Source organism: Streptomyces sp. NPDC003077 (genome assembly GCF_040611095.1).
In the GTDB taxonomy this organism is placed as follows: Bacteria; Actinomycetota; Actinomycetes; order Streptomycetales; family Streptomycetaceae; genus Streptomyces.
On the sequence record NZ_JBEXNM010000110.1, the window covers coordinates 1 to 20,048 of the forward strand.

General features: G+C 71.6%; 18 protein-coding genes. 6 read left to right on the forward strand and 12 right to left on the reverse strand.

Annotated elements, in window-relative coordinates:
* Window positions 1-145 precede the first annotated feature (145 nt).
* Complete coding sequence (locus ABZX96_RS36575; RefSeq protein ID WP_355553499.1) at window positions 146-790, reverse strand: DJ-1/PfpI family protein; 645 nt, start codon at window positions 788-790, stop codon at window positions 146-148.
* Between the two features lie 593 nt (window positions 791-1,383).
* Between ABZX96_RS36575 and ABZX96_RS36580 the strand changes: the two genes are divergently transcribed.
* Window positions 1,384-3,672, forward strand: coding sequence for a glycosyl hydrolase family 18 protein (locus ABZX96_RS36580; protein WP_355553502.1), 2,289 nt, complete (start codon window positions 1,384-1,386; stop codon window positions 3,670-3,672).
* A gap of 99 nt (window positions 3,673-3,771) precedes the next feature.
* Here the strand turns inward: ABZX96_RS36580 and ABZX96_RS36585 are convergent, their stop codons facing one another.
* The 8 genes from ABZX96_RS36585 to ABZX96_RS36620 all read right to left on the reverse strand — a co-directional run bounded on the left by ABZX96_RS36585 (window position 3,772) and on the right by ABZX96_RS36620 (window position 11,080).
* Window positions 3,772-4,038 (reverse strand): hypothetical protein, encoded by a 267-nt coding sequence (locus ABZX96_RS36585; RefSeq protein WP_355553505.1) that lies wholly within the window; start codon window positions 4,036-4,038, stop codon window positions 3,772-3,774.
* A 105-nt stretch (window positions 4,039-4,143) separates the two neighbouring features.
* On the reverse strand, window positions 4,144-4,893 hold the full coding sequence (gene npdG / locus ABZX96_RS36590) for an NADPH-dependent F420 reductase (protein WP_355553508.1): 750 nt from the start codon (window positions 4,891-4,893) through the stop codon (window positions 4,144-4,146).
* Between the two features lie 13 nt (window positions 4,894-4,906).
* Window positions 4,907-5,896, reverse strand: coding sequence for a carbohydrate ABC transporter permease (locus ABZX96_RS36595; protein ID WP_355553511.1), 990 nt, complete (start codon window positions 5,894-5,896; stop codon window positions 4,907-4,909).
* Entirely contained in the window at window positions 5,893-6,915 is a 1,023-nt protein-coding gene (locus tag ABZX96_RS36600; RefSeq protein WP_355553514.1) for a sugar ABC transporter permease, read from the reverse strand. Before ABZX96_RS36600 ends, ABZX96_RS36595 begins: the two co-directional genes overlap by 4 nt.
* A 53-nt stretch (window positions 6,916-6,968) precedes the next feature.
* Window positions 6,969-8,273: an extracellular solute-binding protein gene (locus tag ABZX96_RS36605; RefSeq protein WP_355553517.1), complete on the reverse strand. Its 1,305-nt coding sequence runs from the start codon at window positions 8,271-8,273 to the stop codon at window positions 6,969-6,971.
* Between the two features lie 126 nt (window positions 8,274-8,399).
* On the reverse strand, window positions 8,400-9,521 hold the full coding sequence (locus ABZX96_RS36610; protein WP_355553520.1) for a sialidase family protein: 1,122 nt from the start codon (window positions 9,519-9,521) through the stop codon (window positions 8,400-8,402).
* Window positions 9,522-9,986: 465 nt separating this feature from the next.
* The gene (locus ABZX96_RS36615) at window positions 9,987-10,214 is read right to left on the reverse strand and encodes a DUF397 domain-containing protein (RefSeq protein WP_355553523.1); all 228 of its coding nucleotides are present in this window, start codon (window positions 10,212-10,214) and stop codon (window positions 9,987-9,989) included.
* Window positions 10,214-11,080: a helix-turn-helix transcriptional regulator gene (locus tag ABZX96_RS36620; RefSeq protein ID WP_355553526.1), complete on the reverse strand. Its 867-nt coding sequence runs from the start codon at window positions 11,078-11,080 to the stop codon at window positions 10,214-10,216. Before ABZX96_RS36620 ends, ABZX96_RS36615 begins: the two co-directional genes overlap by 1 nt.
* A 356-nt stretch (window positions 11,081-11,436) precedes the next feature.
* Between ABZX96_RS36620 and ABZX96_RS36625 the strand changes: the two genes are divergently transcribed.
* Window positions 11,437-11,820: an ATP-binding protein gene (locus tag ABZX96_RS36625; RefSeq protein WP_355553529.1), complete on the forward strand. Its 384-nt coding sequence runs from the start codon at window positions 11,437-11,439 to the stop codon at window positions 11,818-11,820.
* 112 nt (window positions 11,821-11,932) lie between these two features.
* Here the strand turns inward: ABZX96_RS36625 and ABZX96_RS36630 are convergent, their stop codons facing one another.
* Complete coding sequence (locus ABZX96_RS36630; RefSeq protein WP_355553532.1) at window positions 11,933-12,679, reverse strand: Clp protease N-terminal domain-containing protein; 747 nt, start codon at window positions 12,677-12,679, stop codon at window positions 11,933-11,935.
* Between the two features lie 162 nt (window positions 12,680-12,841).
* Here ABZX96_RS36630 and ABZX96_RS36635 point away from each other — a divergent pair, with 162 nt between their 5' ends.
* On the forward strand, window positions 12,842-14,227 hold the full coding sequence (locus ABZX96_RS36635) for an MFS transporter (protein ID WP_355553549.1): 1,386 nt from the start codon (window positions 12,842-12,844) through the stop codon (window positions 14,225-14,227).
* 121 nt (window positions 14,228-14,348) lie between these two features.
* Here ABZX96_RS36635 and ABZX96_RS36640 read toward each other — a convergent pair whose 3' ends face one another.
* Window positions 14,349-14,576, reverse strand: a complete 228-nt coding sequence (locus ABZX96_RS36640) for a hypothetical protein (RefSeq protein WP_355553535.1) — start codon at window positions 14,574-14,576, stop codon at window positions 14,349-14,351.
* An 80-nt stretch (window positions 14,577-14,656) separates the two neighbouring features.
* Between ABZX96_RS36640 and map the strand changes: the two genes are divergently transcribed.
* Entirely contained in the window at window positions 14,657-15,514 is an 858-nt protein-coding gene (gene map / locus ABZX96_RS36645; protein ID WP_355553538.1) for a type I methionyl aminopeptidase, read from the forward strand.
* A 349-nt stretch (window positions 15,515-15,863) separates the two neighbouring features.
* Window positions 15,864-16,544: a biliverdin-producing heme oxygenase gene (locus ABZX96_RS36650; protein ID WP_355553541.1), complete on the forward strand. Its 681-nt coding sequence runs from the start codon at window positions 15,864-15,866 to the stop codon at window positions 16,542-16,544.
* A 79-nt stretch (window positions 16,545-16,623) separates the two neighbouring features.
* Here ABZX96_RS36650 and ABZX96_RS36655 read toward each other — a convergent pair whose 3' ends face one another.
* Window positions 16,624-17,391, reverse strand: a complete 768-nt coding sequence (locus ABZX96_RS36655) for a PhzF family phenazine biosynthesis protein (RefSeq protein ID WP_355553544.1) — start codon at window positions 17,389-17,391, stop codon at window positions 16,624-16,626.
* A 733-nt stretch (window positions 17,392-18,124) separates the two neighbouring features.
* Between ABZX96_RS36655 and ABZX96_RS36660 the strand changes: the two genes are divergently transcribed.
* On the forward strand, window positions 18,125-19,657 hold the full coding sequence (locus tag ABZX96_RS36660; protein ID WP_355553546.1) for an MFS transporter: 1,533 nt from the start codon (window positions 18,125-18,127) through the stop codon (window positions 19,655-19,657).
* Window positions 19,658-20,048 lie beyond the last annotated feature (391 nt).

Below are 20,048 nucleotides of genomic sequence, written 5' to 3' on the forward strand. Positions count from 1 at the left end.
GACGCCTGGTAGGTCCGCTACCAGGCGTCCCGGCCGTTGCCATGCGTGCGCACTCGCGGTCATCTCCCAACCGAAGGAGCCGAAGGCCCCGAAGGCCCCGAAGAGGCCGAAGCAGCCGAAGGGAGCGACGCCATGGGGCGGCTCCTCAACGAACCCGGCGGCTCGCCTGTCGGCCCAATTCCCGAGCCCGTTCGACGACCTCGGCCGGGGCCTTGGCCACCGAGCCGGTGTCGAAAGGCGGTTGCGGATCGTACTCGGTGTAAAGCTGGATCGCCTGGGCGGTCGTCTCGTCGGTGAGCAGGGCGGCCAGCCGGACGGCCATGTCGATGCCGGAGGAGACCCCGGCCGCGGTGATCACCCGGTCGTGCCGGACCACCCGCTCGGGGGTGTAGACGGCGCCGTACGTCTCCAGATCGGCGGCGGCGTCCCAATGGGTGGTGGCGGTCAGGCCGTCCAGCAGACCGGCCGCGCCGAGGACCAGGGAACCCGTGCAGACCGCCGTGGTGAAGCGGGTGCCGGCGTGGATCCGGCGCACCCAGTCGAGGAACGCGGGGTCGTTCACCATGCTCTGGAAGCTGCCGCCGCCCGGGATCAGCAGGACGTCGCAGTGTTCCACCTCGGAGTAGCCGGTGGGGACGTGCACCGGCAAGGACCCCAGCACGTCCCGCACCAGGCCGGGTCGGGCCGCGACGAACCGCACGGTGGCACCGGGCACGTACGCGAGGATCTCGTACGGCCCGATCGCGTCGAGCGGCTCGAAGTGGTCGAAGAGGGGGATCACGATGTCCATGCGCGGCAGCATAGCCAGCAGTCGATCATGGCCCGCCGGGGCGGCCCGTGGAGCCCGGAGCGTGCCTCGCCGACCCGTGGAGCCCGGGGCGTGCCCCGCCGGCCCGTGGGGTCCGGAGCATGTCCCGCCGGTCCGTGGAGACCGACCGAAGCCGGGCATGTCCCGCCGGTCCGTGGAGACCGAAGCCGGGCATGTCCCGCCGGGGCCATGAAGTCCGAGGAAACGTAAGGCCGATCGCGCCAAGGCGGGTACCTCGGCATCGGGGCACACGACCGGGACCGGCAGGAGAAGGGGGACGGCTCGCCCCCGGCCAGGCCGCCGAGCACTCCGAAGGCGTCCAGCGGCTTTCACGTCACCAACTATCGCCCCTCACCGACCCTGTTGACGCTCTGGTCCAGACCATTTATGGTGCGACTGCTCGGCCCCACCCGGCGCTCGGCCACCCGGTGGCTCACCCTTCCTCGGTGCCCCGCCTGACGGCCCGCGCCTCACGTGAGCCCGCCCGGCGGTCCCTCGCACACGCCCCGCGCGCCGGTCCGGGTATGCGCAGTCCGGTTCCCCACCCTGTACCACTCACACTCACAGGGACGCCCATGAAAGACCGGCGCACATTCCGGAGCAGAGCCTTGGCCCTGCTCACCCCCCTCTTCGTCATCGTCGCCACGCTGACCGGCACGGCGGCGGCACCCGCGCAGGCCGCGGGCACGCTCACCGCGACCTTCAGCACCCAGAACAACGGGTCGTGGTGGACGGGCACCTACGTCGTCCGCAATGGCGGGTCGGCCGCCGTCAACGGCTGGACGCTGGAGTTCGACCTCCCGGCCGGGGTCACGCTCCAGGGCCACTACCACGGCGTGGCCACCGTCAACGGCCGCCACGTCACCGTCAAGAACGCCCACTACAACGGCAATGTCGCGGCCGGTGGCAGCACCGAGCCGTACAGCTACTGGTTCATCGCGAACGGGCCGGTCGGCACGCCCACGGCCTGCACGGTCAACGGGGACAAGTGCGACGGCACGCCCGACGTCCCGCCGTCCGCCCCGGGAACGCCCACGGTCACCTCGGCGACGGCCCGCAGCATCGCGCTGAGCTGGCCGGCCGCCTCGCCGGGCGACTACCCGGTCACGTCGTACGAGGTGGTCAGCGACGGCAAGACCGTGGCGACCAGCACCGGCACGTCCGCGACCGTCACCGGCCTGACCCCGGCGACCACGTACACGTTCACCGTCCGCGCCAAGGACCGGCGGGGCAACGCCGGGCCGGAGAGCCCGCCGGTCACCGCCAAGACCGTGGACCCGGCGACCGACCCCGTGCCGCCCACCGCGCCCGGCAACCTGCGCGGCACCGGGAAGACGTCCTCCAGCGTCTCGCTGGCCTGGGACAAGGCGAGTGACAACGTCGGCGTCGCGGCGTACGACGTGTACCGGGGCGGAACGCTGGCGAAGACGGTCCCGGGCGACACGACCACCGCGACCGTGGACGGCCTCCAGCCCGCGACGGCCTACGCCTTCACCGTCAAGGCGCGCGACGCGGCCGAGAACTCCTCGCCCGCCTCGAACACGGCGAACGTCACCACGGACGACATCGCCGGGCCCGGCAAGAACCTGAAGGTCGGCTACTTCGCCCAGTGGGGCATCTACGGGCGGCAGTACTTCGTCAAGAACCTCGACACCTCGGGCGCCGCCGCCAAGCTCGACGTCATCAACTACTCCTTCGAGAACATCGACCCGGTCAACCTGACCTGCCTGGCGGGCGTGACCAAGGGCGTATCCCAGAACCCCCAGGACCCGGACGAGGGCACGGGCGCGGGTGACGCCGAGGCCGACTACGGGCGCGCCTTCCCCGCGTCGCAGTCGGTGGACGGGGTCGCCGACGACGGCTGGGGCAAGCTGCGCGGCAACTTCAACCAGCTCAAGAAGCTCAAGGCCAAGCACCCGCACCTGAAGGTGGTGGTCTCGCTGGGCGGCTGGACGTTCTCGAAGTTCTTCTCGGACGCGGCGGCCACCGACGCCTCCCGCAAGAAGTTCGTCTCGTCCTGCATCGACGTGTGGATCAAGGGCAACCTGCCCGTCTACAACGGCGCGGGCGGCCCCGGCACCGGCGCGGGGATCTTCGACGGCATCGACCTCGACTGGGAGTGGCCGGGCGCGGAGGGCCACCCCGGCAACCACTACAGCGCGGCCGACAAGGTGAACAACACGCTGCTGATCGCCGAGTTCCGGCGGCAGCTCGACGCGCTGGGCGGCGAGCACAAACTGCTGACCGCCTTCACCCCGGCCGACCCGGTCAAGATCGAGCAGGGCTGGGAGCTGGACAAGGTCTTCGACCACCTCGACTACGCCAACGTCCAGGGCTACGACTTCCACGGCTCGGGCAGCGACAACTCCTGGGAGCCCAAGCGCACCGGCCACCAGGCCAACCTGTACCGGGACGCCCAGGACCCGTACCCGTTCCACTTCAGCGTCGAGGACGCCATCAAGACGTACACGGACGCGGGGGTCAGCCCGCGCAAGCTGACCGTCGGGGTCCCGTTCTACGGGCGCGGCTGGAAGAGCGTCGTGGACGGTGGCGCGCACGGTGAGTGGCAGGCGGCGGACGGCGCGGCCCCGGGCCAGTTCCAGGAGGAGGCGGGCACCCGCGGGTACGCCAACCTGCTGGCCAACGTGCCGGGCATGACCGTGTACCACGACGAGCAGTCCGTCTCGACGTACGGGTACACCGGCGCGAACGGCCAGTGGTGGTCCTTCGACGACCCGTGGTCCATCGGCAAGAAGACCGCGTGGATCAAGCAGAAGGGGCTGCTGGGCGCGATGATCTGGGAGATGTCCGGCGACACCGCCAACGGAACGCTGATGAGCGCGCTCGACAGCGGGCTGAGGTAGGCGGCGGAACCGGAACGGCGGACGGGTGGGTCGCGGTCCGGCGGCCCGCCCGTTCGTTTCGTCGTGCGGCGGGCTTCCTGGGAAGCCCGGCGCCCGTTGTCAGGCCGTGCGCGCCGCACCCGCCCCGTTCGCCGCCTCGGCGGCCTGCGCCCGGTCGGCCTTGGCCTTGCGGATGTAGAACCACGCCATGTTGCTGGAGATCCCGGCCATCAGCACCCACACGATGCCCAGCCAGCTCCCCTCCACGAAGGAGATCACGGCCGCCGCGACGGCGAGGGCGCACACGATGAGGGCGAAGACGGCGAGGCGGGGCATGGGGCTCGGCTCCTGTCGGGGGTCGGGTCGGACCCCTCCAGTGTCCCCCATGCCCCCTACGGGGTGACACGTCGGTCTCGTCCTACGGTGTCCGGCGGCGGAAGGCCAGCTCAGGCGGGGTACGGGGGCGACACGCGGGAGCGTCGCCCCCGTCCCTCACACGTCCGTGATCCGCAGCCCCGCGTGGGCCTTGTACCGGCGGTTGACCGAGATCAGGTTCGCGACCAGCGACTCGACCTGGTGGGCGTTGCGCAGCCGGCCTGCGAAGACGCCGCGCATGCCGGGGATGCGGGCGGCGAGCGCCTGCACCACGTCGGTGTCGTCGCGGGACTCGCCCAGCACCATCACGTCCGTGTCGATGCTCTCGATCTCCGGGTTCTGGAGCAGGACGGCGGAGAGGTGGTGGAAGGCGGCGGTGACCCGGGACTCGGGGAGCAGCGCGGCGGCCTGTTCGGCGGCGCTGCCCTCCTCGGGGACGAGCGCGTAGGCGCCCTTCTTGTCGAAGCCGAGCGGGTTGACGCAGTCGATGACGAGCTTGCCCGCCAGCTCCGCGCGCAGCGACTGGAGGGTCTTGGCGTGGCCCTCCCACGGCACGGCGATGATCACGATGTCGCTGTTCCGCGCGCACTCGGCGTTGTCGGCGCCGGTGACGCCGTGGCCCAGCTCGTCGGCGGCGGCCTGGGCGCGCTCGGCGGCCCGCGAGCCGATGATCACCTTCTGGCCGGCGCGGGCGAGCCGGTAGGCCAGCCCGCGGCCCTGGTCGCCGGTGCCGCCGAGGACGCCGACCACCAGGCCGGAGACGTCCGGGAGGTCCCAGGGGTCCTTGGCCGGGGCCTTCTTGGCGGGGGCCGGGGTGCCCTCGGAGGCGCCGTCGCCCTGCGCGTTCACATCGTCAGGAGTAGTCATGACAGCGATACTGTCACGCCTTCACTCCGCCCTCCGTGAGGCCCGTGCGCCAGTACCGCTGGAGGACCGTCATCAGCACCATCAACGGCAAAACGGACAGGAACGCGCCACCCACCGTGTATTGGTACAGCTCCGGCTGCCGGTCCGCGTAGCCCGTCCACGTCGTCAGGCCGAGCTGGATCGGATACAGGTCGGAGTCGGAGAGCATGACCAGCGGCAGGAAGAAGTTGTTCCAGATGTGGACGAACTGGAAGAGGAAGACGGTGACCAGCGCCGGGGTCATCAGCCGCAGCCCCAGGAACGCGAAGATCCGCGCCTCGCGCGCCCCGTCGATCCGGGCCGCCTCCAGCAGCGAGTCCGGGACCGCCGCGGCGGCGTAGATCCGGCAGAGGTAGACGCCGAAGGGGCTGACGACGCTCGGGATGAGCACCGACCAGTAGGTGTTGCTCAGGCCGATCGAGCTGAAGAGGAAGTACAGCGGGAGGGCGAGCGCGGTGCCGGGGATCAGGACGCCGGCCAGGACGACGTTGAAGACCGCCTCCCGCCCGGGGAACGGGAACTTCGCCAGCCCGTAGCCCGCCGCCGCGGACAGCAGTGTGGCGGCGAGCGCGCCGACCCCCGCGTAGAGGAGGGAGTTCAGGACCCAGCGCAGGTAGATCCCGTCGTCGTAGGTCAGCACGTCGCCCAGGTACTCCAGCGGGCGCGGGCGGGCGAACCAGAAGCCGAAGGTGCCGAAGAGGTCGGCGCTGTTCTTGGTGGCCGAGACGACGAGCCAGTACACCGGCAGCAGGAAGTAGATCGCGGCGATGGTGAGCAGCGAGGCCGTGATGATGCGGTAGCGGACAGGGGGCAGGTTGGCCGCGCGGCGCGAGCGGGGGGCCTGCCCCGCGTTCCCCTTGCCTTTCCCCGCGCCCTCCGTCACGCCCTTCCCCGTGCCCTTCTTCGCGTCCGTCGTCGCCCGCGGCCGGGCATCGGCCGTGGTCCGCCCCGGGAAGCCGCTCATCCCGCCATCCCCTCTCCCCGCCGTCCCACCAGCCGCAGGAAGCCGAAGGACAGCACGCAGGCGACCAGAGCCAGCAGCACCGCCTCCGCTGCGGCCGTGTGCTGGTCGTTGCCGACGAACGCCGCGCTGTACGCGTGCAGGTTGGGCGTGTACCCGGAGTCGATGGACGAGGCGAGCGGGCGCAGCACCATCGGTTCGGCGAAGAGCTGGAGCGTGCCGATGATGCTGAAGACGGTGGTCAGGACGAGCGCGGGGCGGATCAGCGGGATCTTGATGTGCCGAGCGACCTGCCACGCGCTCGCGCCGTCGATCCGCGCCGCCTCGTACAGCTCCCCCGGTACGGCCTTGAGCTGGGAGATCAGGACGAGCATGTTGTAGCCGGTGAACTGCCAGGTGACGATGTTGGCGATGGACCACAGGACGGCGCCGCGGGACAGGAAGTCCACGTCCCAGCCGATCGACCGGCCGATCTCCACCAGAGGGCTGATCCCGGGCACGTACAGGAACCCCCACAGGATCGAGGCGATCACCCCGGGGACCCCGTAGGGGAGGAAGAAGGCACCCCGGAAGAAGGTGACCCCGCGTGCGCTCGCGCTCTCCAGGAGGAGCGCCAGAACGGTCGCCAGCGCGATCATCACCGGTATCTGGACGACACCGAAGAGCAGCACCCGTCCGAAACCGCTCAGGAACCGGTCGTCGGCGAGCGCGTGCCCGTAGTTGGCCAGCCCGGCGAACACCTCGCGTTCCTCGCCGCCGAGCCCGAGCGGGCCGGTCCGTTCGGTCTTCTGGAGGCTCTGGACGACGGCGTAGACGATCGGCGCGACGAAGCAGAGCAGGAAGAGGGCGAGGAAGGGGAGGACGAAACCGGCGGCGGCGCGGGCGTTCCGCGTCTCGGTACGGGTCCAGCGGGGGCCGTGGGCCGGGGCTCGTCCAGCGGCTCGTCCGGAGGCCCGTCCAGCGGCTCGTCCGGAGGCCCGTCCACCGGCTCGTCCGGGACCGCCCCGCGCTCGGCCACCCACAGCTCCGGCACCCGCCGTCCCACGCGCCCCGTTGCCCCTCCCCCGCCCCCTCCTCACCCGGCGCTCTCCACCTTCAGCCCCTTCCCCCGCAGATCCGCGAGGGTTTGCTCCTGCACCTTCGTCAGCACAGACCGGAAGGAGCCGCCGCCGGCCAGCGCCTCCGTGAACGCGTCGCCCAGCCGCTGGTACAGCGTGTCCACCCCGGGGCCCCACTGCCAGCTCGTGTCGACGTGCGCGCCCGCGTCCGCGAACACCCGGCTGTACGCCTGGCCGCCGAAGAAGTCCTTGGCCACGTCCAGATCGGTGGTGGCGTAGCCCTTCTTCGCACTCGGGAAGCCGTAACCGCCCTTGATGAGCAGCTCGATCGAGTCGGGGTCGGTGTTGAGCCAGACCGCGAAGTCCAGCGCGTCCTTGGGGTAGCGGGTGCCCCGGAAGACGGCGGTGGTCGAGCCGCCCCAGTTGGCGTGCACGTTCGCGCCGTGCTCCCACTGGGGCAGCGGCGCCACCCGCCACTTGCCCTTCGTGCCGGGCGCGTTGCCGACCAGCAGGGCGTCGCCCCAGCTCGCGCCGAGCCAGGCGGGGATGGCGCCGGTCTGAATGTCCTTGTACCAGGCGTTCTGCCGGTCCGGGATGGTCTTGACGAGCTTGCGCCGGACGAGGTCCTCCCAGTAGTCGGCGATCTTCCGGGTGGGCGCGTCGTCGATGCCGATCTTCCAGGTGTCGCCCTCGGCGGCGTACCACTTGGCGCCCGCCTGCCAGGCGTAACCCGCGAACCGGTTGCCGTTGGTGGGCGCGAAGGTCTCGATCCACGCGCCGCGCCGGCGGACGGCCTCGGCGGCGTCCGCGTACTCGTCCCAGGTCTGGGGAATCTGGATGCCCCACTTGTCGAACAGGTCCTTCCGGACGAAGAACCCCATCGGCCCGGACGCCTGCGGAATCGCGTAGACCCCCTTCCCGAACACCGACTGCTGCCACTGCCAGCCCACGAACCGGTCCTTGGAGCGGTCGGCGCCCAACGGGGCCAGGTCCTGCAACCCGTTGTCGAGCAGGAAGCTCGGGACGACCGGGAACTCGATCTGCGCCAGGTCCGGCGGGTCCCCCGCCTTGATCGCGGCGTGCATCTTGGCGTACTGCTGCCCGTTGACCGCCGACACCTTCTCCACCTGCACCCGCACGTCCGGGTGGCGGCTGTTCCACAGGTCCACCGGCTTGTCGATGCCCGGCACCCAGGACCAGAACGTGAGCGTGATCTTCTCGCCCTTCTTCCGCTCGCGCGGCTTCTCGGCGTCCCCCGACCCGTCGTCCCCGCACCCGGCCAGCGCGAGGGCGGCGGTGGCGCCCGCCGCGACGCCGAGCACGGTCCGGCGCCCGGGGGCGGGGAGCCGCGGGCCCGGTGGCCGGTCCTGCCCCGGCCCCGGCTCCGGCCGTGGACTCTCGCCGCCCGTCCTCATACCGGCCCCGCCCCCCTCATAGCAGCCTCGTCCTCATAGCAGCTCCTCCACGGGAATGCGGCGAAAGGTGATCGTCGAGTAGGCGCTGAAGTCCCCGGTCTCGTAGAGCAGTCCGACGGTCGCGTCGTCGATCCGTACGAGGTCGGAGTACGCGGCCGGCAGCCCGGAGACCGTGTGCGCGACGCGCCAGGTCAGGCCCCGGTCGTGACTGTGGCGGACGGTCATCAGCGCGCGGGCGGCCGGGTCGGCGGGCCCGGAGAACAGCAGCACGTCCGGCGTCCCCAGGTGCAGCACGCTCCCCTGCACCACCGGCCCGGTCAGCCCCGCCTGCGGCCGGAACGGCTTGACCAGCCGCTCCCCGGCGTCCTCGGGCGCGGAGTAGGCGTCGGCGCGGTGGCCCGGGGCCGTCGCGTCGTTGCGGGCGTTGAAGTACAAGGAGGCGTCGGGCAGTTCGGCGGCCGTCGTCTCGTTGGTGTTGATGTAGCCGTTGGGGTTGCTGTCCGTGTAGCCGATGCGCCAGTTCGCCCCGTCGTCGTCGCTCAGCAGCACGTGGCCGCCGTCGTACCGGCCTTCCGAGCCGTCGTCGGCCGGGTCCACCGGCGGGATGGAGTGGTTGGCCGGGACGACCACCCGCCCGGCGTGCGGACCGGCGCGCAACTGGAGCGCGTGCCCCGGCGTGGTCGCGTACCAGCGCCACCCCGTCCGCTTGACCTGCGCGGTGATCTCCCGGGCCGTGCTCCACACCTGCCCGTCGTCGTCACTGTGCTGGATCCACACGCGCCGCCCGTCGGCGGCGGAGACCTCCCCGCGCCGGATGGCGGCCTCGGTGGCGGAGGCGGCGTTGCGGACGTGCGGGAGCAGGACGCGACCGGTGGCGAGCACGACGGGGGCCGGATTCCCGGCCGTACCGGTGCCGTTGCGCGCGACGGCTTGCAAGGGACCCCAGGTGCGCCCGCCGTCCGTGGACCGCTTGAGCACGATGTCGATGTCCCCGTGGTCCGCCGCCGAGGAGACCCGCCCTTCCGCGAAGGCCAGCAGCGTCCCGCCACTGCCGCGCACCACGGCCGGAATGCGGAAGCTCGCGTACCCCTCGGTCCCGGCCCGGAACGGCACGGACGTCTCGAACGATGCCTCGAACGGCGTCTCGTGAGCCACGGGCCACCCCTCACGGCCGGAGGTAGGACGTCCTCTGTCCTGCGGTGACCATAGGGAGCGGGTTACGGGCCGTCAAGGAGTCGTTACGCGGATGCAATGGATGGCGTGGCGGCCGTATGGAGAAAGGGCCGCGACGGTAATGCCGTCGGTGATCTCCACGGCTATCCGGAACGCCGGCGGAAGGTCGGCGGGAGGTTTGCGGGAGGTCGGCGGAAGGTTTGCGGAAGGTCGACTGGAGGTTTGCGGAAGGTCGCTGGAGGTCCGCAGAACATCGGCGGAACGCCGGCCGCCGGAGGGACGGAAAGCGGAAAGCGAGGCTCCGGCGGCAATTCGGCTCTCATCGTCGGCGGCCGTTCCCGTCCCCCACCGAAGCTGTTTCCGCCCCCTCGGCAGCCCTTTCCGGTCGGAACCCCGCTCCCCTCCCCGACGCCCCTTTCCGGCCGGAACCCGATCACTCCAGCCCGGCTACACGTCGCCCAATTCCCCCCGCTTCACGGCACCGATGAACGACTCCCACACCCCGGGAGCACACACGAACGCTCCCCGTACGCGCGCCTTGCTGTCCCCGACGGCCACCAAACCCCCATCGGTGACCTGCGTTTCCAGGCAGTCGCCTTGCTGGGCTCCACTGTGGGAGGACTTGCGCCACTTCTCCGCGGGAAGGTCATGCCGAGTCATAAGCGGGCACTCCATCACTCATGTTCGAAGTCTCGTGCGATCGACGAGATCAGCTCCATGGACTGGCGGGAAGATAGTGCCGCCGTCCGCAGCCCGTCCATCGCGTCCTGGTATTTGCGCACCGGTCGATCTTCTTCCAGGTACAGGCTGCCGCCGAGGTATTCGACCTGTACGACATCGAGATCCAGCGGATCCGGATAGGAGTACAGCACGAAGGCCCCGTTGGTGCCCGTGTAACCGCCCTGCTCGAAGGGGATCACCTGAATGGTCGTGGTCGGTGGCCGACTCACCCTCACCAGGTGCCGCAACTGCTCGGCCATCACCCGCTTACCGCCGACCTGCTGCCGGAGCACCCCCTCCGTCAGAATGCACAAGTATTGCGGTGGATCTTCTTTCTGGAACACCGCTTGCCGCTCGATCCGGAAGTTGGCGAAAAACTCCACCTCGTCGTCCGCCAGCCGCACATCGGACGCCCGGATGACGGCCGCGGCGTATGCCTTCGTCTGTAAGAGCCCGGGAATGATCTGTGGCTGGAAAGCCGCGATCCGTTTCGCGTCGGCCTCCAAGGTCAACAACTCCTTGAACTCCGGTTGCAGCACGTCACTGTGCTGGCGCCACCACATGCGCTTGCGCCCCTCGGCCGAAAGCGCGATCAACCACTCGCGGAGTTTGTCGTCCTTGACCTCGTACAGGTTCAGCAGGGTGTCGATTTCCAGCCGGGTGATGCGATGTCGTCCCGTCTCAATGCGGCTGATCTTGGGTTTGTCCCCATGGATCGCTTGTGCCGCCTGGTCCGGCGTGACGCTCGCCGCCTCCCTGGCCTCTTTGAGCGCGGCCCCCAGCCTGCGGCGGCGCGCGGTACGGCGCGCTGGCTGCCCCACATCTCCTCCTCTGCGACCAGCCCTTTCCCACCCAGTGTGTCGGACCCGTGCCCTTCGCAGGCAGGAACGTGAAACGCCACTCTACTAACTGCAGTTCCGCAATTTGTAGCTGAACACATTGCGGGTGTAGTGAGTTGAGGCCATGGTGAGTACGGCAGCGAAAAACGCGAGTTCCCGGTGGCGCGCGACAACGCTGGGCATCATCGCGCCGAGGGACGCGCCCCGCACCCGGTCAAGAAAACGACAAGCCAAGTGCCAACACCGGCGTGCACCCGGCTTGCACCTGTGAACGCCTCCGCTGCCACCGGCTCACTCGGGGTCACGACCCATCGACCAGACCGGCAAGGAGAGCATGCGTGAACGATTCCCAACGGGTGATCGTGTCTTTCGCCCCCGAGAAACACCTCGTCGGTCAGGTGCGCCGCTTCGGCACCGCACAGCTCCGCCGCTGGAACCTGTCGCACCTGACCGAGACGGCCGAGCTGCTGATCAGCGAACTGGTCACCAACGCCGTCGTGCACGGCAAGGGCCCGGACGTCTGCGTCTCCCTCGCCCACGCCGCCGGCCGCCTCCACATCGAGGTCACCGACGGCTCCCCCCACCCCCCGCACCTGCACCACCCGGGCCCGGACGAGGAACACGGCCGCGGCCTCCTCCTCGTCCAGGCCCTCTCCCACCGCTGGGGCACCAGCGAGGACGGGAGACAGACGTGGTGCACGTTGCTGGCGCGGGACGGGTGAGGGGGTTCGGGAGGGGCGGACGCGGCTCGGCGGGCGATCCGCGCATGGGGCGCGCCCCCGGCGCCGTCTCCCCTGGGGAGAGACCGGTCACCGGGGGCGCGCCCGTAGTGCGTCAGGCGTCCGCCTCCTTCGCGCTCTTCGTCACCTCGGCCAGCAGCCGCACGATCTCCGCCTCCACCGCCGCCTTCTCCAGGCCGAGGCCCGTCAGGAGTCCGTCCTCGCCCTCGTGCTCCAGGAGGGCCAGCAGGACGTGTTCCGTGCCGACGTAGTTGTGGCCCAGGCGCAGGGCCTCGCGGAAGGTGAGTTCGAGGGACTTCTTGGCGTCCGCGTCGAAGGGGATGAGGGCGGGCAGCTCGGCCGCCGCCGGGGGGAGTGCTTCCTTGGCGGCCTGCCGGACGCGGGCCAGGGGGACGCCCAGGGTGGTGATCGCGTGGACGGCGAGGCCCTCCTGCTCGGCCACGAGGCCCAGCACCAGGTGTTCCGGGCGGATCTGGTCGTTGCCGGCCGCGCGGGCCTCGTTCTGGGCCGCCACCACGACGTTCCGGGCGCGCGGAGTGAACCGGCTGAAGTCCTCGGCCTGGTTGGGGCCCTTGGACACGAAGCGCTTCTGGGCGGCCTGCCGGGTCACGCCCATGCTCTGGCCGATGTCGGTCCAGGAGGCGCCCGAGCGGCGGGCCTGGTCCACGAAGTGGCCGATGAGGTGGTCGGCCAGGTCGCCGAGGTGTTCGGCCGTGAGGACCGCGTCGCTGAGCTGGTCGAGGGCGTCGGTGTGGACCTTCTTGATGGCGTCGATCAGGTCGTCCAGACGGACGTTGGTCATGCGGGTGGAGCCGGCACCGCCGGCGGCAGATGTCGTCATGCGTCAACCGTAGGTTGACAGCACCCGAGCGTCAACCCTTGGTTGACAGTGGTGCCGAATGTGCCACCCGCCCCTGGATCCGCGGTCCCGAATGTGCCGCCCGCCCCTAAATCCGTTGCCGCGCCCCCCGAGCGTCCGGACCATGTGCCCGTGACCGACGACATACCCCCCACACCCGAAGCCCGCCCACCACGAACCCGGCGCCTGAGCGCCCTCCTGCCGGACCTCTCGCCGTGGCGGTCCTCGCGGGACTTCCGGCTGATGTGGTGCGCCGGCGCCGTCACCGTCTTCGGAACCTTCCTGACCTTCGTGGCGGTACCGCTCCAGCTCAAGGAGCTCACCGGCTCGACCGTGGCCGTGGGCGCCGTCGGGGCGGTGGAACTCGTCCCCCTCATCGTCTTCGGGCTGTACGGCGGGGCGCTCGCGGACGCCGTGGACCGGCGCAAGCTCGTCGTCTGGTCCGAGGCCGGGCTCGGGCTGCTGTCCGTGATCCTGCTGCTCAACAGCGTGCTGCCGCAGCCGCAGGTCTGGCCGCTGTACGTGGTCGCGGCGGCCACCAGCGCGCTGACCGGGCTCCAGAGACCGGCGCTGACCGCGATCCTGCCGCGCGTGGTGCCGCACGACCAGCTCGCCGCTGCCGCCGCCCTGAACTCGCTGCGCTGGCAGATCGGCGCCATCGCGGGCCCGGCGCTGGCGGGCCTGCTCGTGGCGTACGCGGGGGTTCGCTGGGCCTACGCCATCGACGCCGTCACGTTCCTGGTCTCGGTCCTGCTGGCCCTCGGCCTGGCGCCCTCACCGGCCGCGCGGGAGGCCGAGAAACCGTCCCTGCGCGCCATCGGGCAGGGCGCCCACTACGCCTGGAAGCGCAAGGAACTCCTGGGGACGTACGCGATCGACATCGTCGCCATGCTCTTCGCCTTCCCGACCGCCATCTTCCCGTTCCTGGCGGACGACCTGGACGCCCCCTGGGCGCTCGGCCTGATGTACGCGGCGCTGCCCGCCGGGGCGAGCGTGGTGAGCCTGACCAGCGGCTGGACCTCGCGGGTGCACCGGCACGGCCGGGCCGTCGTGTACGCGGCGGCGGCCTGGGGGCTGGCCATGGCCGCCGCGGGGTGGGTGACCGACGTCTGGCTTGTGCTGCTCCTGCTGGCCGTGGCCGGCGCCTGCGACATGGTGAGCGGCATCTTCCGCTCGACCATGTGGAACCTGACGATCCCCGACGGGCTGCGCGGCCGGCTGGCCGGCATCGAGCTCCTGTCGTATTCGGTGGGCCCGCAGCTCGGCCAGGTCCGCGCGGGCGGCATGGCCGCGCTCACCAACGTCCGGACGTCGGTGTGGTCCGGCGGGCTGATGTGCCTGGTGGCGGTGGCGGCGCTGGCCGTCTCGCTGCCGAAGCTCATGGCGTACGACGCCCGCACCGACCCGCACGCCGCCCAGATGCGCGCGGCGGCGGAGAGGCGGCGCGCGGGGGATGGCTGTTCGGCTGAGGGGGACGGCCGGGACGAGGGGGGAGGAGGGAAGGATCAGGGGGTGACGGTGGCGGGCTGAGGCGGGGGCCTGCTCGCCTGCGGGGGCTCGGGGACCTCTGGCGGACCTCTGCGGACGCTCTGGGGGCCTTCGCGGACGCTCCGTGGAGGCTCTGGGGACCTCTGTGACGCTCCGTGGAGGCTTACGCCTCCGATTCCTCGCCCCGGTCCTTCTGCCAGCGGGGGTCCGTCTCCCACTCCGCGTTGCGCTCCTGGGCGATCTCGATGGCGTGCGCCGCCTCTTCCTTGGAGCCGTACGGGCCGAGGCGGTCGGCCGCGCGGCATTCGGGGCCCTCCTCGACCTTCTGGTGGCGCAGGCAGTAGTACCACTCGCCGGGCTTGCCGACCGTACGCTTCTTGAACAGCGCCATCACTCCTCCTGTGTGCTGCCGGGTGCGAGCGACCTCTGTGCCGCCATCTTGCCCGATGGGCCGCGGATAGACTCGCTCGCATGTCTGGCCAGTCTCTCCTTGTCCCGGGGACCATCTCCCCCACCCGTCCCGTGCCCGCCTCGATCCCCCGCCCGGAGTACGTGGGCAAGCCCGCGCCCACCCCTTACACGGGGCCCGAGGTGCAGGATGCTGAAACGATCGAGCGGATGCGGATCGCGGGCCGGATCGCGGCCCAGGCGATGGAGGAGGCCGCCAAGCTCATCGCCCCGGGCGTGACGACCGACGAACTGGACCGGGTCGCCCACGAGTTCATGTGCGACCACGGCGCCTACCCCTCGACGCTCGGGTACCGCGGCTTCCCGAAGTCCCTGTGCTCCTCGCTGAACGAGGTCATCTGCCACGGCATCCCGGACTCGACCGTCCTGAAGGACGGCGACATCGTGAACCTCGACGTCACCGCGTACATCAACGGCGTGCACGGCGACAACAACGCCACCTACCTGTGCGGCAACGTGGACGAGGAGTCCAAGCTCCTGGTGGAGCGCACCCGCGAGGCCCTGAACCGGGCGATCAAGGCGGTCAAGCCGGGCCGCCAGATCAACATCATCGGCCGAGTCATCGAGTCGTACGCCAAGCGGTTCGGCTACGGCGTGGTCCGCGACTTCACCGGCCACGGCATCAACACGGCCTTCCACTCCGGCCTGATCGTGCCGCACTACGACAGCCCGCACCACAACACCGTGATCAAGCCCGGCATGACGTTCACCATCGAGCCGATGCTGACGCTGGGCACCCACGAGTACGACATGTGGGACGACGGCTGGACGGTCGTCACCAAGGACCGCAAGCGCACGGCCCAGTTCGAGCACACGCTCGTGGTGACGGAGACCGGAGCGGAGATCCTCACCCTGCCCTGATCGCCGACCCCGGGCGGACTCCGGGCCGACCCCGGGCGGACTCCGGGCCGACCCCGGGCGGACTCCGGGCCGACCCCGGGCGGACTCCGGGCCGACCCCGGGTGCCGCGCCCGCCGCGTCAAAACCCCGCCGTGATCCGGCGGGGTTTTCGTTTGAGTCATACGACCGATATGACCCATACGGGCCGCACGGGCCATGCCCCGGCGAGCCTTCACCCGGATCGCGCCGAGAGGTTTTACCGACAGGGTGTCGGGAAAAGGTTGACTGAGGACGGGGTTACTTAGGTATACCTAAGTAGCTGTGATCCGTCTCTGCCCCGTCCTCTCCCAGCGGCCCCCGGAGGTTCGTCTTGGACGCGCTCGGCCCGATACCGTCCGCTCCTCCCGTCCCCTTCTCGACGGTGATCCGCACCGCCTCGCGCGAGCGGCACGCCGAAGCCAACGGCTCGTCCTTCATCGGCGACCTCCTCGGAGGCAGGCTGGGCCTGGCCGCCTACCGGCGCTACACCGAGCAGCTGTGGTTCGTGTACCGCGCCTTGGAGAGCGACGCGGAGGTCCTCGCCCGGCACCCGGTGACCGGGCCGTTCGTGCGCCCCGAGCTGGCCCGTACGGCCGAACTGGAGCGCGACCTGGCGCACCTGGGCGGGGCCTCGTGGCGCGCGGGGCTGGAGCCGCTGCCCACGACCGCCGCGTACGTCGAACGGATCGCCGCCTGCGTCCGCGACTGGCCCGCCGGGTACGTCGCGCACCACTACACCCGGTACCTCGGCGACCTCTCCGGCGGGCAGATCATCCGCGGGACGGCCGAGAAGGTGTGGGGGTTCGCGCGGAAGGGGGACGGCGTCCGCTTCTACGTCTTCGAAGACATCGCGAACCCGGCCGCCTTCAAGCGCGAGTACCGCGGACTGCTGGACGCGCTGCCGCTGGACGACCTGGAGAAGCAGCGCGTCGTGGACGAGTGCGGGCGCGCGTACGCGCTGAACACGGCGGTGCTGAGGGAGTTGGGGGAGGAATTCCGGCGGAGCGCCTGAGGGGGAGAGGGGGCTGGTTCCCCGTCCCGCCGTCTCCGTCCCGCCGTCTCCGTCCCCCGGTAACCCCTCGGCGGCCTCCTCAGCAGCAGCGGATCTCCTCCAGCGTCACCCGGCCGCCCACCTCGATCGTGCCGTCGGCGGCGGGCCGGGTGCGGATCTGCGAGCCGGTGCCCTGGCGGATGTCCAGGGGGCGGCCGAGTTCGTGGGTGAGGACGAGGGCGGCGGCGCCGGTGGCCTCGTCCTCCGCCACCACGCCGTCGGGGCGGCGCGGGAACCCGCGGGCGCGGACGACGCCGGCGGGCTCGTCCCGCCAGGCCCAGGCGTAGAGCCAGCCGGTGCCCTCGGGAGGCGCGGGCAGGGCGTCCACGGCGGCCACCGAGTCGTACCGCTCGGTCCGGCGCCCGGCCGCCCACTCCGCGCGCCCGCGCACCCAGACGACGTCCCCGTCCGCGTCCCTGCCCCCGTTCTCGTCCCCGTTCTCGTTCTCGTCCCCGTCCCTGTCGTACGTCACGGGAACGTCACCCGCCGACGGGCGCAGCGCCTCCACCGGCGAGCCCAGGTGCCGCAGCAGCCAGGCGGCGCCGACGAGCGGGTGTCCGGCGAAGGGGAGGCGGGTTCCAGGGGTGTAGATGTCGGCCCGCACCGTGCGCCCGCCGTCGGGGGAACCGTCGAGGAAGACGGTCTCGCTGAAGCCGAGGTCGGCGGCGAGCGCCTGGCGGGCGGCCCGGTCGGGCAGGGCCGCCCCGTCCCGTACGACACCGAGCAGGTTGCCGCCCCCTCCGTCCGGGCCGCGGAAGACCGCGAGGACGTGCACTTGCGTGGTGGCCGTGGCGGGTGTGTGCGTCATGCGGGGATTCAAGCAGGACGGGCGCGGGACGGACGGCGAGGGGCGGACGCGGTGGGGCCGGGACGGACGGCGAGGGGCGAGTCCGGTGGGGCCGGGGCGGACCGCGAGGGGCGAGCCCGGCGGGGCCGAGGGGCCGGGGCCCGTTCCAGTATTGGCAACAAATATTGCCCGTCCCCGTGTCCGTCGGGACTCTGAGGGTCACGGGGGGTGATCGCGATGAGCGGTACTGAGTACGGCGCGCCGGACGGCGGTCGCGCGTACGACGTGAGGGAAGGCGCGGCCCGGTCGGACGGGGCACTCTGATGCCCGCCCGGTCCTGCCGCGACACACCGGCGGCGCACTCCCGCAGGCCCGTTGCCGTCTCGGCCCACCGGGGAATCGGCACCGGCCCGCCCTCCCGCGAGCCCGGCGGCGCCGCGGCACTCCGCGCGCTCGGCGGCGCCCCGGCAGCCCCGTACCCCTGGGGTCTCCTGCCGGGCGCCACGTACCCGCCGGTCCGCTCGGCACCGTTCCCGTAAGCCGCCGCGACCTCCGTCCCCGACGCACGCCACCGTTCCCGGAGAACACCCGCTCTTCGTCAGGCCGTCGTGCCTCCCTGGCCGCCGGCGGCACCGGAACCGGTGGTGCTCCCCCGACCCGGCCGGTCCGCTACGTCCCGGCCGTTCCCACTCCCCCGCCGGGGCCGCCCCCTGGCCCCGTCCTGCCCCCCAACCGGAGACAAAGGAGCTTCCCCATGCCCACATCCCCTGGAGAGAGCGTCGCCGAGCGCGCATTACCCGCGCCCGGCGAGAAGACCCAGAAGGCCGAGATGGCCGAGAAGACCGGCAAGAGTGCGGAGACCGCTCGCGGGGCGCGGCCCCGGCCCGGGCTCGGGTTCGCGGTGCTCGCCGTCGTCCAGTGCACGTTGATCTTCACGATCACCCTGATCTCGGTGCCGCTGCCCATCATCGGCCGGGAATTCGGCCTCGGCTCGGCGGACCTGGTGCTCGTCAGCGCCGCCTACGGGCTTCCGTACAGCGGTCTGCTGCTGTTCGGCGGGCGGCTGACGGACCGGTACGTCGGGCGGCGGATGTTCGTCGTGGGCCTGGCGGTCTTCGGGCTCGCCTCGGCCGCCGCCGCGTTCGCCCCCAGCTTCTGGGCCCTGGTGGGGCTGCGCTTCACGCAGGGCATCGGCGCGGCGATGACCGCTCCGGCGGCGGTGGCGGTGCTGCGGGCGCTGCTCCCCGAACCGGCCGCGTTCGGGCGGGCGATGGCCACCTGGGGCGGCGTGTCCGTGCTCGGGGCGACGCTGGGACCCATCGTCTCGGGCGTGGTGACGACGTGGGTGTCGTGGCGCTGGATGTTCGCCGTGCCCGTCGTCGTCTCCTTCCTCGCGCTGGCCGTGACCAAGCCGCTGATGCCGGAGGGGCCCGCCGCGCCGGCGGAAGGCCGTCCCGGTCTCGACCCGGCGGGCGCGGTGCTGGCCACGCTCGGCATCTCCATCGGCAGCTACGGCCTGATCGTCAGCGGCGACCACCCGTGGACCGCCACGACGGTGTTCGTGCCGCTGGTCGTCGGCGCGGTGCTGCTCGGGGCGTTCCTCCTGGTCGAGCGCCGGGTCCGGCATCCGCTGCTGCCGCCGGGGTTCGCCCGGCAGCCGCGCCGGGTCGTCGGGCTCGTCGGCATCCTGCTGGCCGCCGCCGCGTCCGGCCTGGTGAACTTCCTGCTCTCCCTCTACCTCCAGCAGGAGCGGGGCTGGTCGCCGCTGGCGACGGCGGGCGCGTTCGTGCCGTTCACCATCGCCCTGATCGCGACGAACAAGGTGGCGGCGCCGCTGGTCGGACGGTGGGGCGCGGGCAAGGTGACGATCACCGGCCTGGCCGTCGGGGCCGTCGGCTTCGCGCTGCTAGCGGGCATCAAGTCCGACAGCACGTACTCCCTGGGGCTGCTGCCGGGCCTGATCCTGCTGCCGATCGGCGCCTCGTTCATCTTCTCCGGGTCGGCCGTGCTGGCCACCGCGCATGTGCCGCAGCATCAGGTGGGACTGGCGGGTGGTGTCATGAACACCGCGATGGAGTTGGGGCCGACGGTCGGCCTGGCGGCGCTGATGTCGGTCGCGGCGACGCAGACGGATGTGGTCGTCGGGTATGCGTGGGCCTTCGGGGCGGCTGCGGTTGCGTATCTTGTCGCCGCGGTGGTGTCGGTGGGGCTGATCCGGCGGGGCGGGCCCGTTCCCGAGGACGGGGCCGAGGCCGGGGCGAAGGTTGCCGAGCCGGTGGGGGGCTGAGGATTACCAGCCTGTCCGGCGTTTGAGGACACCCGGGTGCCTGGGGGCGGGCCCGCGCCTTCAGCCCGTCCGGTGCTTGGGGATACCCCGGTACCCGGGGCCGAGCTCGCGGCTTCAGCCCGTCCGGGGCTTGGGGATACCCCGGTACCTGGGGGCCGGGCCCGCCACTTTCAGCCCGTCCGGTGCTTGAGGGCACCCCGATGCCCGGGGCCGAGCTCGCGCCTTCAGCCCGTCCGGCGCTTGAGGACTCCCCGGTGCCTGGGGGCCGGGCCCGCCACTTTCAGCCCGTCCGGCGTTTGAGGACGCAGTGACGGGAGCCGCGACAGGCCGCAGCTCACCCCCGTTCCCCGGGGGCCGAGCCCGCCACTCTCAGCCCGTCCGGCGATTGAGG

Bases quoted from the DNA above. Each gene is read 5' to 3' on its own strand.
- ABZX96_RS36660 (WP_355553546.1), top strand. From the start codon at position 18,125: ATGCCCACATCCCCTGGAGAGAGCGTCGCCGAGCGCGCATTACCCGCG.
- ABZX96_RS36575 (WP_355553499.1), bottom strand. From the start codon at position 790: ATGGACATCGTGATCCCCCTCTTCGACCACTTCGAGCCGCTCGACGCG.
- ABZX96_RS36585 (WP_355553505.1), bottom strand. From the start codon at position 4,038: ATGGGGGACACTGGAGGGGTCCGACCCGACCCCCGACAGGAGCCGAGC.
- npdG (WP_355553508.1), bottom strand. From the start codon at position 4,893: ATGACTACTCCTGACGATGTGAACGCGCAGGGCGACGGCGCCTCCGAG.
- map (WP_355553538.1), top strand. From the start codon at position 14,657: ATGTCTGGCCAGTCTCTCCTTGTCCCGGGGACCATCTCCCCCACCCGT.
- ABZX96_RS36640 (WP_355553535.1), bottom strand. From the start codon at position 14,576: ATGGCGCTGTTCAAGAAGCGTACGGTCGGCAAGCCCGGCGAGTGGTAC.
- ABZX96_RS36655 (WP_355553544.1), bottom strand. From the start codon at position 17,391: ATGACGCACACACCCGCCACGGCCACCACGCAAGTGCACGTCCTCGCG.
- ABZX96_RS36580 (WP_355553502.1), top strand. From the start codon at position 1,384: ATGAAAGACCGGCGCACATTCCGGAGCAGAGCCTTGGCCCTGCTCACC.
- ABZX96_RS36595 (WP_355553511.1), bottom strand. From the start codon at position 5,896: ATGAGCGGCTTCCCGGGGCGGACCACGGCCGATGCCCGGCCGCGGGCG.
- ABZX96_RS36615 (WP_355553523.1), bottom strand. From the start codon at position 10,214: ATGGAGTGCCCGCTTATGACTCGGCATGACCTTCCCGCGGAGAAGTGG.
- ABZX96_RS36630 (WP_355553532.1), bottom strand. From the start codon at position 12,679: ATGACGACATCTGCCGCCGGCGGTGCCGGCTCCACCCGCATGACCAAC.